This window comes from Actinoplanes sp. NPDC026619 (genome assembly GCF_040638295.1).
GTDB lineage: Bacteria > Actinomycetota > Actinomycetes > Mycobacteriales > Micromonosporaceae > Actinoplanes.
On sequence record NZ_JBEZYA010000014.1, the window covers coordinates 70,564 to 83,749 of the forward strand.

14 protein-coding genes are annotated in these 13,186 nt (G+C 69.6%); 10 read left to right on the top strand and 4 right to left on the bottom strand.

Annotated elements, in window-relative coordinates:
* Positions 1-73 precede the first annotated feature (73 nt).
* From AB0E90_RS28030 to AB0E90_RS28055, 6 genes are all read left to right on the top strand, one after another.
* On the top strand, positions 74-1,120 hold the full coding sequence (locus AB0E90_RS28030; RefSeq protein ID WP_360411927.1) for an ABC transporter ATP-binding protein: 1,047 nt from the start codon (positions 74-76) through the stop codon (positions 1,118-1,120).
* A complete protein-coding gene (locus tag AB0E90_RS28035) occupies positions 1,117-2,097 on the top strand; it encodes an ABC transporter permease (protein WP_360411930.1) in 981 nt (326 codons plus the stop codon). Before AB0E90_RS28030 ends, AB0E90_RS28035 begins: the two co-directional genes overlap by 4 nt.
* A 3-nt stretch (positions 2,098-2,100) precedes the next feature.
* Complete coding sequence (locus AB0E90_RS28040; protein ID WP_360411933.1) at positions 2,101-3,159, top strand: ABC transporter permease; 1,059 nt, start codon at positions 2,101-2,103, stop codon at positions 3,157-3,159.
* A complete protein-coding gene (locus AB0E90_RS28045; protein ID WP_360411936.1) occupies positions 3,159-4,166 on the top strand; it encodes an ABC transporter ATP-binding protein in 1,008 nt (335 codons plus the stop codon). Before AB0E90_RS28040 ends, AB0E90_RS28045 begins: the two co-directional genes overlap by 1 nt.
* A 63-nt stretch (positions 4,167-4,229) precedes the next feature.
* Positions 4,230-5,630 (top strand): GH1 family beta-glucosidase, encoded by a 1,401-nt coding sequence (locus AB0E90_RS28050; RefSeq protein WP_360411939.1) that lies wholly within the window; start codon positions 4,230-4,232, stop codon positions 5,628-5,630.
* A gap of 121 nt (positions 5,631-5,751) precedes the next feature.
* A complete protein-coding gene (locus AB0E90_RS28055) occupies positions 5,752-6,291 on the top strand; it encodes a hypothetical protein (RefSeq protein ID WP_360411942.1) in 540 nt (179 codons plus the stop codon).
* 130 nt (positions 6,292-6,421) lie between these two features.
* Here the strand turns inward: AB0E90_RS28055 and AB0E90_RS28060 are convergent, their stop codons facing one another.
* Positions 6,422-7,627 carry an ROK family protein gene (locus tag AB0E90_RS28060; protein WP_360411945.1) on the bottom strand — a complete coding sequence of 402 codons (1,206 nt, stop codon included), beginning with the start codon at positions 7,625-7,627 and terminating at the stop codon, positions 6,422-6,424.
* Between the two features lie 114 nt (positions 7,628-7,741).
* Between AB0E90_RS28060 and AB0E90_RS28065 the strand changes: the two genes are divergently transcribed.
* Positions 7,742-8,572: a class I SAM-dependent methyltransferase gene (locus AB0E90_RS28065; RefSeq protein ID WP_360411948.1), complete on the top strand. Its 831-nt coding sequence runs from the start codon at positions 7,742-7,744 to the stop codon at positions 8,570-8,572.
* 300 nt (positions 8,573-8,872) lie between these two features.
* Here the strand turns inward: AB0E90_RS28065 and AB0E90_RS28070 are convergent, their stop codons facing one another.
* A complete protein-coding gene (locus AB0E90_RS28070; protein ID WP_360411951.1) occupies positions 8,873-9,454 on the bottom strand; it encodes a hypothetical protein in 582 nt (193 codons plus the stop codon).
* A 1,104-nt stretch (positions 9,455-10,558) separates the two neighbouring features.
* Between AB0E90_RS28070 and AB0E90_RS28075 the strand changes: the two genes are divergently transcribed.
* Positions 10,559-10,768 carry a hypothetical protein gene (locus AB0E90_RS28075; RefSeq protein WP_360411954.1) on the top strand — a complete coding sequence of 70 codons (210 nt, stop codon included), beginning with the start codon at positions 10,559-10,561 and terminating at the stop codon, positions 10,766-10,768.
* A 56-nt stretch (positions 10,769-10,824) separates the two neighbouring features.
* Here AB0E90_RS28075 and AB0E90_RS28080 read toward each other — a convergent pair whose 3' ends face one another.
* Complete coding sequence (locus AB0E90_RS28080; RefSeq protein ID WP_360411957.1) at positions 10,825-11,238, bottom strand: MarR family transcriptional regulator; 414 nt, start codon at positions 11,236-11,238, stop codon at positions 10,825-10,827.
* Between the two features lie 54 nt (positions 11,239-11,292).
* Here AB0E90_RS28080 and AB0E90_RS28085 point away from each other — a divergent pair, with 54 nt between their 5' ends.
* Both AB0E90_RS28085 and AB0E90_RS28090 read left to right on the top strand, forming a co-directional pair.
* Complete coding sequence (locus AB0E90_RS28085) at positions 11,293-12,012, top strand: alpha/beta hydrolase (protein ID WP_360411960.1); 720 nt, start codon at positions 11,293-11,295, stop codon at positions 12,010-12,012.
* Positions 12,013-12,044: 32 nt separating this feature from the next.
* A complete protein-coding gene (locus AB0E90_RS28090) occupies positions 12,045-12,590 on the top strand; it encodes a DinB family protein (protein ID WP_360411963.1) in 546 nt (181 codons plus the stop codon).
* Here AB0E90_RS28090 and AB0E90_RS28095 read toward each other — a convergent pair.
* Positions 12,523-13,182, bottom strand: coding sequence for a hypothetical protein (locus AB0E90_RS28095; protein ID WP_360411966.1), 660 nt, complete (start codon positions 13,180-13,182; stop codon positions 12,523-12,525). The two genes, AB0E90_RS28090 and AB0E90_RS28095, sit on opposite strands and share 68 nt — an antisense overlap.
* Between the last annotated feature and the right edge of the window lie 4 nt (positions 13,183-13,186).

The window sequence follows — 13,186 nt, forward strand, 5'->3', positions numbered from 1 at the left end:
TCGCCGCCCCGCCGCCCCCGCACGGCACCCTCGTGCGGGGGCGGCATCACCCCTCGCAAAAGGAACCCGGCAGATGACGTCTCTCCAGGACGCCAAGGCCCCGGCAGGCGAGGTGGTGCTTGAGGCTGTTGGCCTGACCAAGCACTTCCCTGTCCGCCGGCGACTGCGCGATCTCGTCAGCTCTTCCGAGAAAAAAGCGGTCCACGCCGTCGATGACGTGAACCTGACCCTGCGGCGCGGCCACGTCGTCGCGCTCGTCGGCGAGTCCGGCTCCGGCAAGTCCACGGTGGCCCGCCTGCTCGCCCAGCTCTACCCGCGCACCGGCGGCGACATCCAGCTGCACGGCGAATCCACCACGGTCAAGGGCGGCAGCGCCTTCCGTGGTTACGCCGCCCGGGTCCAGATGATCTTCCAGGACCCGTTCGCGTCGCTGAACCCGGTGCACACGATCCGTTACCACCTCACCCGGGCGCTGAAGATCCACCACAACGCCGGGGACGACCTCGAGGCCGCGCTGGCCGAGCTGCTCACCCGGGTCAGCCTCACGCCGCCCGAGCGCTACCTCGACAAGTTCCCGCACGAGCTCTCCGGCGGCCAGCGCCAGCGGGTGGCGATCGCCCGTGCGCTCGGCGCCCAGCCCGAGGCCCTGCTCGCCGACGAGCCGGTGTCCATGTTGGACGTCTCGATCCGGCTCGGCGTGCTGAACCTGCTGCGCGACCTCAAGGAACGCCTCAACCTGGCAATCCTCTACATCACCCACGACATCGCGTCGGCGCGCTACTTCGCCGACGAGACGATGGTGATGTACGCCGGCCGGATGGTCGAGGGCGGCGACAGCGAGACCGTCACCCAGACGCCGGCCCACCCGTACACCCGGCTGCTGATCGAGTCCGCGCCGGACCCGGACCGGCTCACCGGCGCGGTCGACGCAGCCGCGGCCGACCGGGGCAACGGCGAGCCGCCCAGCCTGATCGACCCGCCGTCCGGTTGCCGGTTCCACCCGCGTTGCCCGGCCGCGATGGCACGCTGCCGCACCGACCTGCCGGTTCCGCTCGAGATCGGCGACGCGCCCGGCCACTGGGCCGCGTGCTGGCTGTACGACAAGGCAGGTGCCCAGTGAAGTACTTCCTGCAGCGCATCGCGTTCTATCTGTTCACCGCGTGGGCCGCGATCACGCTCAACTTCTTCATCCCGCGGCTCGTGCCCGGCGACCCGGTGCAGTCGCTGATCACCAAGTACCAGGGCCAGCTGAGCACCAAGTCGATCCAGTCGCTCTACGTCCTGTTCGGACTGGACAAGAACCAGAGCCTCTGGAGCCAGTACGTCGATTACTGGAAGCAGTTGTTCCACGGCGATCTGGGCCTGTCGTTCACGTTCTTCCCGACCCCGGTCTCGACCGTCATCGGCCAGGCGCTGCCGTGGACGCTGCTGCTGGTCGGCATCACCACGGTGATCAGCTTCCTGCTCGGCACCAGCCTCGGCGTGCTCGCCGGCTGGCGGCGCGGCTCCTGGGTCGACGGGCTGCTGCCGGTCACCACGTTCTTCTCCTCGGTGCCGTACTTCTGGCTCGGCATCATCGCGATCTACCTGCTGGCCGGGCCGGACAGCTTCTTCCCGTCGTCCGGCGGCTTCGACTCCGGCCTGGTGCCCGCCTGGGACCAGTACTTCATCCCGAGCGCCGTCAAGCACAGCCTGCTGCCCGCGCTGACCATCCTGATCTCGTCGGTCAGCGGCTGGATCCTGAGCATGCGCAACATGATGGTCACGGTCTCGTCCGAGGACTACATCACCGTTGCGCACGCCAAGGGCCTGCCCGAGCGGCGGGTGGCGGTCTCCTACGCCGCGCGCAACGCGCTGCTGCCGAACATCTCCGGCTTCGCGCTGGCGCTCGGCTTCATCGTCGGCGGCACGCTGCTGGTGGAGATCGTCTTCTCGTACCCGGGTCTCGGCTACACCCTGCTTCAGGGCCTGGGCGCCAAGGACTACCCGCTGATGCAGGGCGTCTTCCTGGTCATCACGATCTCGGTGCTGGTGGCCAACCTGCTGGCCGACATCGCCTACCTGCTCCTCGACCCGCGCACCCGCAAGGAGGGCTGAGCGATGACGATCCCCACCTCCAGCATCGAACAGGTCATCCCCGGGCAGGGCTCGATGGCTCAGCCCGAGGCGGCCAAGCCCGGCCGGGCCAAGCGGCAGCGGTTCCTGTTCGTGCGCAACAAGAAGGCCGCCACCGGGCTGGTCATCCTCGGCGTCTACGTGCTGATCGCGATCATCGGGCCGTGGATCGCGCCGTACGACCCGAGCGCCCGCAGCAACGACCTGGTGCAGGGCCCCTCGTCCGCGCACTGGTTCGGCACCACTCACCTCGGTCAGGACGTCTTCAGCCAGATCCTGGACGGCACCCGCAGCGTCATGCTGGTCGGCTTCCTGGCCGGCGCCATCGCCACCACGCTGTCGGTGCTGATCGGCGTCACCGCCGGCTATCTCGGCGGCAAGACCGACGACAGCCTCTCCATGCTGACCAACGTGGTGCTGGTCATCCCGGCGGTACCGTTGATGATCATCATCACCTCGGTGCTGAACAACGCCAGCGACACGCTGATCGCCCTGGTCATCGGCCTGACCTCGTGGTCATGGAACGCCCGGGTGCTGCGCGCGCAGACCCTGTCGCTGCGCCGGCGGGACTTCGTCGAGGCGTCGCGGGCCAGCGGCGAGCGCACCTGGCGGATCATCGTGTTCGAGCTGATGCCCAACCTCACCGCGGTGATCGCCTCCGGTTTCGTCGGCACCGTCATCTTCGCGGTGCTCTCCGAGATCACCCTGGCGTTCATCGGCGTCGTCTCGAACTCCGGCTGGAACTGGGGCACCATCCTGTTCTGGGCCCAGGGCCAGCAGGCGCTCGGCCAGGACGCCTGGTGGTGGTTCGTGCCGGCCGGTCTCGCCATCGCCCTGCTCGGCACGTCCCTGTCGCTGATCAACTTCGGCATCGACGAATTCGTCAGCCCCCGCCTGCGCAGCGCCGGCAAGACCAAGCTCAAGACGGCCTCCGGTGGAACCGTGCGCATGCGGATCGGCTTCACGCCGGTGCTGTCGAACTCCGCCGAGCCGCACACGCACGCCAGGGTCGTCGCGACGCCCGTGATGAGAGAGGCCAAGTGATGGCCGAACCGGTTCTCGAGATCCGCAATCTCAACGTCGACTACGGCCTCGGCGATCGGGCCGTGCATGCCGTCCGCGACGTCAACCTGACCCTGCACCGCGGTGAGGTGCTCGGCCTCGCCGGGGAAAGCGGCTCCGGCAAGTCGACCCTCGCCTACGGCCTGACCCGGCTGCTCGCCCCGCCCGGCGTGATCACCGGCGGCGAGGTCGTCTACCACCCCACCGATGGCCCCGCGTACGACGTGCTCGGGCTGACCGACAACGAGCTGCGCGCGTGGCGGTGGGCCGAGACGGCGATCGTGTTCCAGGGCGCGATGAACTCGCTGAACCCGGTGCACAAGATCTCCACCCAGCTGACCGACGTGCTCCGGGCGCACGAGCCGAAGATGAGCGAGCACAGCCGCAGCGCCCGCGCCCGGGAGATGCTCAAGCTGGTCGGCATCTCCGCCGACCGGATGGACGCCTACCCGCACCAGCTCTCCGGCGGCATGCGGCAGCGCGTCATGATCGGCATGGCGCTGATCCTGCAGCCGCAGGTGGTGATCATGGACGAGCCGACCACGGCGCTCGACGTGGTGATGCAGCGGCAGATCCTCGGCCAGCTGATCGAGCTGCGGGAGAAGCTGGGCTTCTCGGTCGTCTTCATCACCCACGACCTGTCGCTGCTGGTCGAGTTCTCCAACCGGATCGCCATCATGTACGGCGGCCGGATCGTCGAGGAGGCGCCGGCCGGCTCGATCTATCGGGACGCTCTGCACCCGTACTCCAAAGGTCTGCTCGGCTCTTTCCCGGCCCTGCGTGGCCCCCGGCGTGAGCTCACCGGCATTCCCGGCTCCCCGCCGGATCTCGCGGGCATGCCCGCGGGGTGCTCGTTCCACCCCCGTTGCCCCAAGGCATTCGAGCCTTGCTCCACCGCCATCCCGGTGCTCGGCCGTCCGGAAACTCCGGATGGAGCCGGCCGTTCCGTCGCGTGCTGGCTGCATCCGGCCGAGCAACCCGTCGGATGACGATGCGGGGCCGGCTTTCCTCCGGGAAGCCGGCCCCCTTTTAAATCCCCCACCTGGAGAGACATGAACCCCACCACCGCACCGAGCATCGCCCTTCCCCCGGTCACCGGGCTGCCCGCCTCGTTCACCTGGGGCGTGGCGACCTCCGCCTATCAGATCGAGGGCGCCGCCGCCGAGGACGGCCGGACACCGTCCATCTGGGACACGTTCTGCCGCCGGCCCGGCGCTGTGCACAACGCCGACAACGGCGATGTGGCCTGCGACCACTACCACCGGGTCCCCGAGGACGTGGCGCTGATCAAGAGCCTCGGCGTCGACTCCTACCGGTTCTCGGTGTCCTGGCCGCGGGTGCAGCCCGGCGGTCGCGGGCCGGCGAACGCGGCCGGGCTCGCCTTCTACGACCGGCTCGTGGACGAACTGCTCGCCGCCGGTATCGATCCGTGGGTGACGCTCTACCACTGGGATCTGCCGCAGGAGCTCGAGGACGCCGGGGGCTGGCCGGTGCGGGACACCGCCTACCGGTTCGGCGACTACGCGATGCTGGTCTTCGATCGGCTCCAGGACCGGGTCAAGACGTTCACGACGCTCAATGAGCCGTGGTGCTCGGCGTGGCTGGGCTACCACGTCGGCGTGCACGCGCCCGGGCGGCGCGATTTCGACGACTCGATCGCCGCCGTGCACCACCTGCTGCTCGGGCACGGCCTGGCCACCCAGCGAATGCGTGCGGCGTCATCGGGGGCGCACACCTTCGGCATCACGCTCAACATGGGCACGGCCGACCCGGCCGCCGACACCGCCGCCGACCGCGAGGCCGCCCGCCGGGCCGACGGCATGGGCCTGCGTATCTACCTGGACCCGCTGCGTCACGGCCGCTACCCCGCCGACATGGTCGAGGAACTTGCCGCCCGGGGGTCCGCCTTCCCGGTTCAGGACAACGACCTCGAGGTCATCTCGGCGCCGTTCGAGGTGCTCGGCGTCAATTTCTATTTCGGGCAGGATTTCGCCGGCACCGACCTCGACGGCAACACGCACGAGCCGTCGGGTGAGCCGGTCGTGCGGGCCGTGCTGCCGGACACCCCGCGCACCGCGATGGACTGGCCGATCACGCCGGAACGCTTCACCAAACTGCTGGTCCGCCTGCACCAGGATTACCCCGGCCTGCCGATGGTCGTCACCGAGAACGGCGCCGCCTTCGACGACCAGCCGGACCCGGCCGGATTCGTCACCGACGACGACCGGACCGCCTACCTGGCCGCGCACCTGGCGGCGGTGGCCGACGCCCGCGCCCAGGGCGCCGACGTGCGCGGATATTTCGCCTGGTCATTGATGGACAACTTCGAGTGGGCGGAGGGCTACGCCAAGCGGTTCGGCATCGTCCACGTCGATTACCAGACCCTGAGGCGTACGCCGAAGCAGAGCGCCCTGTGGTTCCGGGACACGATCGGCCGCATTCGAGGCGAGTGAGTATTGCCCGGATGCGGCCGTTTCCGTACGGTCGCATCCGGGGGTTCTGCCGAAACGGTTGATGAGGCGGCCCACACGCGGGGGTAGTTATGAACCACTCTGCTCCAGGAGGGTGACATTCATGCCGCTGTTCCGCCAACAGAGTCAGCCGTTGCCCGGCTCCCTCGCCGCCCCACCGGCCGCACCGGCCGTCGACTGGTCGAACGACGATCGGATCCGGGCCGAGTGGCCGCCCGGTCAGCTGGAGGGCACCGACGGCGGCCGCCTGGGCTGGAACAACGGCATGCGGCTGTACGAGGATGACATCGCCCCCGGCCAGCTGATCAACGTGGCCGAATACCTCACCCGTGGCCTGGTCTACACCTATCTCGGCCAGCCGCTGATGACCGGCGACCAGGCGGCCGAGACGGTCCGGCGCATTCTCTGGCTGATCACCACGATGCCCGCCGGCGGTTCGCCGGTCCTCGACCAGATCGCGGCCCGGCTCGTGCGGCTCGCGCTCGCCGTGACCCGGCAGAAGGGCTGGCAGCCCGTTTCGCTGGGCGGCAACGGCCGGATCAGCGAGGACCTCCTGCAGGTGCCGGTGATCGTCGAGGCGGTCGGCGCCCCGGACGTGCGCCGGAACGACAACCTGCGGCACTTCTTCTCGGTCGCGGGCTGAGCGGTTTTTCCGTTTCCGGGGCCGTCGGCCCGGGACGGCCTGTGGTGGCAGCGAGGCCGTCGCTGCGAAGGGTTCGCGCTCGTGCGGTTGGGGGTCCCGACGCCGTATCTCCGCGGTGGGAATTTGATCTTCAGCGGCGGGAGCGTTCCGGGGGGCGACGCGGGCGGGGTGGCATGGCCATCATGGGCTCGTCGGGTTCGGGGAGGCCGCCGTCGGCCAGGAGCTGGGCGATCGGCAGGGTGGCCGCGCCCTTGGCCACCGCGTCGATGCCCAGCGAGCACAGCTCGATGCTGGTCTGGGAGTACGGGCGGCGGAGCGCGTGGCTGGCGGCGGCGTTGCGGATCTCGGTGAGAAAACGCTCTCCGAATATCGAGCCCGCGATGCCGCCGATGACGATGCGCTCGGGGCTGAACAGGTTGATCAGGTCGGCGATGCCGGCGCCCAGGTAGCCCGCGGTCTCGGTGAAGACCTCGGCCGCCTCCGGCCGGATCGGGTCGGCGGCGAGCTGGGCGGCGAGCAGCTCGGGGCCGAACGGCTCGCCGGTTGCGGCGGCCAGGCGGCGGGCGATGCCGTCGGCGCCGACGTAGGCCTCCAGGCACCCGCGGGCGCCGCAGCGGCACACCTCGCCGTCGTAGATCAGCGTGGTGTGGCCCCACTCGCCGGCGTTGCTGTTGGCGCCCCGGTAATTGCGGCCGTCCATCACCACCGCCGCACCGACACCCGTGCCGATCATGATGATGACCGCGTGCCGCGCGCCCCGGCCGGCGCCGAACCACATCTCCGCCTGGCCGAAGGTCTTGGCGCCGTTGTCCACGAAGATCGGCACCTCGGTGGCGGCGCGGAGCATCGGGCCCAGCGGCACCGCGTCCCAGCCGGTCGACTGCGCGTCCACCACGCCGTCCTGGTCGACGACGCCGGGCACGCCCACCCCGAAGCCGAGGACCTCGCCGGCGCTGACCCCGGCCTCGGCGAGCACCGCGTTCAGACCCTTGATCAGCTGAGCGGCCACCTGCGGCGGATCGTCGTCGTGGGCCAGCTCGGCGGCGGCGAGACGGTTCATCGCCAGGTCGTAGAGCTCGACCAGCACCCGGGTCTCGGCCACGTCGGCCCCGACCACGTAACGGAACCCGGGCCGCACCCGCAGCAGCACCCGCGGCCGCCCGCCGTCGGAGCCGACCAGGCCGGCCTCCTCGACCAGCCCCTCCTCGAGCATCTCGCCGATCAGGTTGCTGACGCTGGCCTGACTGAGGGCGGTCGTCGCGGCCAGCTGCTGCCGGGACTGCAACCCGTCGTGGAACAGATCGGTCAGCAGGCTGGACCGATTGGCACGGCGCACATCCCGCACCGTCGTACGCCTGCTCTCCAACCCGCACCCCGCCTTTCGTCGTGTCCTGCTCCTGCCCCGGAAACTCTACGGCGCTCCGGGCCGTGCGGCCTCTATGGTGCCCTCGTGACCGACTACCTCGACGTCAATCGGGCCAACTGGGACGACCGCGCGGCCGCGCACTTCGCCTCACCCGGCTACCCCGTGTCAAAGCTTGCCGCGGACCCGTCGCACCTGAGCGAGGTCGTGCGATTCGACCTCCCGCTGCTGGGGTCCCTAACCAATCAGCGCGGCATCCACCTGCAATGTCACATCGGCACCGACACGGTGTCGCTGGCCCGCCTGGGCGCGGACATGACCGGGTTGGATTTTTCCGGCAAATCCCTCGAGGAGGCGCGGCGGGTCGCCGAGCTGGCCGGGGCGGGCGTGCGCTTCATCCAGTCGGACGTCTACGCCGCCGCCGAGGTAGCCGGCTCCGGCTACGACTTCGTCTACACCGGCGTCGGCGCCCTGATCTGGCTCCCCGACGTCGCCCGATGGGCCCGCACGGTGGCGGCGCTGCTGCGCCCCGGCGGCCGCCTGTTCATCCGCGAGGGCCACCCGATGCTCTGGACGCTGGACGAGGAGGCCCCCGGCACCGACCTGGTGGTGAAGTACCCGTACTTCGAACGCTCCGAGCCCCTGACCTTCACCACCGGGGGCACCTATGTGGAGACGGAGGTCGAGTTCGCCCACAACACCACCCACGAGTGGAACCACGGCCTGGGCGAAATCATCACCGCCGTTCTGGATGCCGGCATGACCGTGACCGGCCTGGTGGAGCATCAGTCGGTGCCGTGGGAGGCGCTGCCCGGCCGCATGCGCGAGGTCGGCGACGGCGAATGGCAACTGATCGACAACCCCGACCGCCTCCCCCACACCTACACCCTCCAGGCCATCCGAAACACGGCCTCCTGACCGCAGCGCAACAACGTGGAGAGGCGCCGCCGCCTGTTGGCCCCGCCCCTCCCCCGGTCTTGAGTAACGGCAGCGGACGCCGCCGGCTCACCGCGGAGCTCTCTCCCACCGCATTCCAACCGGCCTGACATCGCGCGACTCGCCCGCCCGCAAGGCGAACTCCGCCGATGCCGCGACAAACATCCGCGCAGCTTATTTTCGCTGCTCTTATACGATTCCGCAGTATTGCATGAGGCCCGCGTAATAGTCATTTATGCATTCTTGTGGCGGGCGGCGGGCGCGCATTTCTTCGATTGCCGTTCAGGCCGACAGCACGGCGCGTCCGCCCGGGCTTACGGGGCGATGTTCGGGGACGCGGTGCAGCAGATGGCGCTTGTCCGACGCGATGCCGCCGTCGGACGCGATGCCGGAGTCGGACGGCAACTGACGCACCGCCGACTGCTTCCGCTTGGTCGGCCGCCTGTCCTCGGCCTGCCGCCGGCGCCTCGCCGATCGTCGGCACATGGTCTGCCGTCGGCACGCGGCCTGCACCCGCCACGCGGCCTGCCGCCGGCACGCGGCCTGCCGCCGGCACTCGGCCTGCCGCCGGGACGCGGCCTGCACCCGCCACGCGGCCTGCCGCCGGCACGCGGCCTGCCGCCGGCACGCGGTCTGCCGCCGGCACGCGGCCTGCCGCCGGCACGCGGCCTGCACCCGCCACGCGGCCTGCCGCCGGCACGCGGCCTGCCGCCGGCAGGTGCTCTGCCGCTTCCGCCTGGTCGGCTGCCTGGACCTGAGCCGCTGATGACGGCTGGCCGGCTCCTTCGGTCCGGCGTGCAGGTTCGGCCGGCGCCGCCCGATCGGGCGGACGAACAGGTGGTTCCTGATCAGTGACAGCAGCACGACCGGACTGTCGCTCGCCACTCGCCGACACATCCCGCGAGACCGGGGCCTCGTCATCCGGCACGCGCTGCGGGGGACGCACGGCCGTCGTCTCGTCGTCCCAGATCAGCGGCGGAATCTCTTCGAAGTCGTCATGCAGGCCCACCGCGGCGCACTCGGCCGAGCAACCGTTCGACCGGCACAGCTTCCGGGCATGGCGCCGTGCAAGCCCCCACCGCCGATGACGCGCGTGCTCACGGCGAAACTCGTCAGCCTCCGGCGAATAATTGCGAGCTTTCGTTCGGTCACGCATAGCAGCCAGCTCGCAGTTGGTGAAGAACTGGAGCTGCCGAACGCCGATCACCTGACCGCCTGGGTGCCGCATGAATAAATTATCTCGCGCCGAGGAGGGCACCTATAAGCGATGATCATGCCAATTCGAGAAAGCAGGCAGGGCATTTGCGTGACCAATCAAACGACTATTACAACCGATCATAAGAAGGCGCCCATGGCCGCTGCCGGAGGCCGAGATTTCAGCTGGCCGGCGAGGTACCGCCAGGCGAAGGAGCGACGATTTCTGCCATTGCGGACACTCCTGCCAACTCTCTCCGGATCTTTGACAAATGCCGCTGCCCGCGGCTGGGAAACTCAGCGGCATCAGGGAACGCCGCGACCGGAAACGCCGCTCGCTTGCTGGGCACGGCGGAAGCGCGGCGCACAGCGGAAACGCAGCGCAAGCACGACGCACAGCCGGAACGCAGCGCAAGCACGACGCACAGCCGGAACGCAGCGCAAGCACGACGCACAGCCGGAACGCAGCGCAAGCACGACGCACAGCGCGAGCACGGCGCACAGCGCGAGCACGGGGCGAGCACGGGGCGAGCACGGGGCGAGCACGGCGCGAGCGCGGGGCGGGAGCCTGGCCGGTCGCCGGGGCGGTCGTCGCGACGGTCCGGTGTTGCAGGGGGCTGTCGCTGCGGTGGGTTCGTTGGTGGTGCGGTTGGGGGCGGTCGGCGGCGTACTGTCCGGTTTGGTTGGTTGAATTTTGTCGGGTTGGTGCGGGGCGTTTGGAGATCGACGCCGCCTGGGTATCCCCGGTCATCCCCACGACCGAGGAGACCCCGGATGCGATCAGGTTCGATCGGCGCCGTAATTGTGATCATCTGGCTGCTTCTGGGCAGCGTGGCCGCTTATGAGCGCGGCTACTTCAAGGACGACGGCGACACCAGCTGCGCTGAGGCCGGCACGGTCATGGTGACCATCGTGGCCGGTCCGCTGAACTGGCTCGGCGTCAACCCGAAGATCAAGTGTGACGTTCCGGCACCCAGCAAGTAATACCCCCGTGTGAGCCGGGCGGCGGCGCAGGACCCACCCCCTCTGCCGCCGCCCTCTTAACCTTGGGGAATCAGCTTCCGTAACAGAGCGTCGAACGATGCCAGCTCGTCGTCATCGAGCGGAGCGAACGACTCGGTCAGTACGCCGTCGAGCACCTTCTGTGCCTCGGCGCGCAGCAGCTCGCCCCGCTCGGTGAGCTGGTGGCGCACGGCGCGGCCGGGCCCGGAGACGCGCGTGATGAAACCCCGCTCGCCCATCCGGTTGGCGAGCGTGCCGAAACCCTGGTCGCTCTGGAAAGTCAGCTGCGCCAGGTCGTGCAGCGAAGCGCCCGGATTTTCCGCGATGTGCCGCAGCGCATCCCATTGCACCAGCGAGATGCCGTAGCCGGCGAGAGCCGCATCGGCCGCCTTGTGGTGCCGATGCTGGAGCCGTTTGACGGCGAGACCGATCTGCGCGAGGGGCCGAGTCATGCCCTTACGCTACATCAGCTTGTTGATATCAACATGTTGATATAGCGTACGGTCATGCTCTTCGACGAACGCGGCACTGGCCGCCCCTTCCTGCTCCTGCACGGCGGCGCCGGCCCGGCATCGGTCACCGCCTTCGCCGACCGCCTCGCCGCCTCCGGGCCGGCGCGAGTGATCACCCCGACCCATCCGGGCTTCAACGGCACGCCCACCGAGGTGACGACGATCCCGCAGCTGGCCGCGCTCTATGCGGAGCTGCTCGACAAGCTGGACCTCGACGACGTCACCGTGATCGGCAACTCGATCGGCGGCTGGATCGCCGCCGAGCTGGCGCTGCTGCACCCCCGGCGGGCCGGCCGATTCATCCTGGTCGACGCGGTCGGCATCGACGTGCCCGACCACCCGGCCGCCGACTTCTTCAACCTGACGATGCCCCAGGTCGTCGAGCTGAGCTGGGCCGATCCGACCCGCTTCACCCCACCGCCGGCCGACCCGCAGACAATGGCGGCAAACCGCAAGACCCTGCAGATGTACGCCGGTGACCCGTCGATGATCGACCCGACCCTGCGGCCGCGCCTGTCCGCCATCACCCACCCGACCCTGGTCGTCTGGGGCGAGGCCGACCGCATCGTCGACGTGGACTATGGCCGCGAGTTCGCCGCCGCCATTCCAGGGGCCGAGTTCCGGCCGCTGCCCAACACCGGCCACCTGCCCCAGCTCGAGTCCCCCGAGTTGCTGCTGGCCGCGGTCCGGGAGTTCGCAGCCACGGCAGAATGACAGCTTTGACGGCCACGGACGGGGGCACACTGATGACGGTCGACTGGGCTTCGCTGGTCGTGTCGCAGTTGGAGTTCTACTGGGACGTTCACCTTCGGCCCCGGCTGGCCGGGCTCACCGATGACGAATACCTCTGGGAACCGGTCGAGGGCTGCTGGAGCGTGCGGCCGGACGGCCGGGGCGGCTTCACCTACGACGGTTATCAGCAGAACCCGTCGCCGGCGCCGTTCACCACCATCGCCTGGCGGATCGTCCACGCCGGCACCGCCATGTCCACCCGGACCAGCACGTTCTTCGGCAATGACGACAGCGACGCCGACATGTTCGATCGGCGGCACTGGCCGGCCGCGATTCCGGGAACCGCGGCGGACGGGGTCCGGTTCATCGAGACCTGCTACCGGGAATGGCACGACCACATCGCCGCCATGGACGAGGAAGTGATGAGCCGCCCGCTCGGCCCGAAGGGCGCGTTCTTCGCGAAGGACTCGATGGCCGCGCTCATCGTGCACGTCAACCGCGAGGTAATGCATCACGGCGGCGAGATCGGGGTGCTGCGAGACCTGTACGGGCGCGTCTGATCCGGCCCCAGGGCTTGTAGACCGACAGGACGGTGGCCAGGCTCAGCGCCGTCAGCGAGACGATCGGGGGCATGAACAGGCCGTTCGCGTCGATCGTCGCCGGTTCGCCGGCGGCCACCGTCACGCCGTAAGCGATCGCCGCCGGCATCGTGGGGCGTAGCGCCAGCAGGATCAGCGTGCACAGGATGACGTTGAGCACGAGCTTGACGAGCACCCACCAGTAGCGGATCAGGCCCCACTTGGTGCCCCAGCCGAGCACCAGCCCGGTGACCAGGCAGATCAGTGCGGACGTGAGCATCGGCCACCACACGAACGTGCCGAGGGCCTGATAGGCCAGCCCGCGCCGGGCCGGGCTGCCGGCGAGCAGGCGGACCGCCACCAGCACCGCGACCAGCACGTCGATGCCGATCCAGGCGCTCGACGACAGGACGTGCAGCACCAGCCACAGCTTGCGGGTCTTCGGTCGCATGGCGGTCAGCATGCGGGCCGGTCGGCCGCGGGTCATCGGGCGGCGGGCGGCTCCGGTGCTACGCCCACCGACGTACGCGAGATACGCCCCCGCGCGGATGTGCCGGCCGGCTCGATGCGGCACCGTG

What these genes read in the sequence shown, in the direction of transcription:
- AB0E90_RS28030 (WP_360411927.1), top strand. Translation starts at nt 74, where the DNA reads ATGACGTCTCTCCAGGACGCCAAGGCCCCGGCAGGCGAGGTGGTGCTT.
- AB0E90_RS28040 (WP_360411933.1), top strand. Translation starts at nt 2,101, where the DNA reads ATGACGATCCCCACCTCCAGCATCGAACAGGTCATCCCCGGGCAGGGC.
- AB0E90_RS28045 (WP_360411936.1), top strand. Translation starts at nt 3,159, where the DNA reads ATGGCCGAACCGGTTCTCGAGATCCGCAATCTCAACGTCGACTACGGC.
- AB0E90_RS28050 (WP_360411939.1), top strand. Translation starts at nt 4,230, where the DNA reads ATGAACCCCACCACCGCACCGAGCATCGCCCTTCCCCCGGTCACCGGG.
- AB0E90_RS28055 (WP_360411942.1), top strand. Translation starts at nt 5,752, where the DNA reads ATGCCGCTGTTCCGCCAACAGAGTCAGCCGTTGCCCGGCTCCCTCGCC.
- AB0E90_RS28075 (WP_360411954.1), top strand. Translation starts at nt 10,559, where the DNA reads ATGCGATCAGGTTCGATCGGCGCCGTAATTGTGATCATCTGGCTGCTT.
- AB0E90_RS28080 (WP_360411957.1), bottom strand. Translation starts at nt 11,238, where the DNA reads ATGACTCGGCCCCTCGCGCAGATCGGTCTCGCCGTCAAACGGCTCCAG.
- AB0E90_RS28085 (WP_360411960.1), top strand. Translation starts at nt 11,293, where the DNA reads ATGCTCTTCGACGAACGCGGCACTGGCCGCCCCTTCCTGCTCCTGCAC.
- AB0E90_RS28090 (WP_360411963.1), top strand. Translation starts at nt 12,045, where the DNA reads ATGACGGTCGACTGGGCTTCGCTGGTCGTGTCGCAGTTGGAGTTCTAC.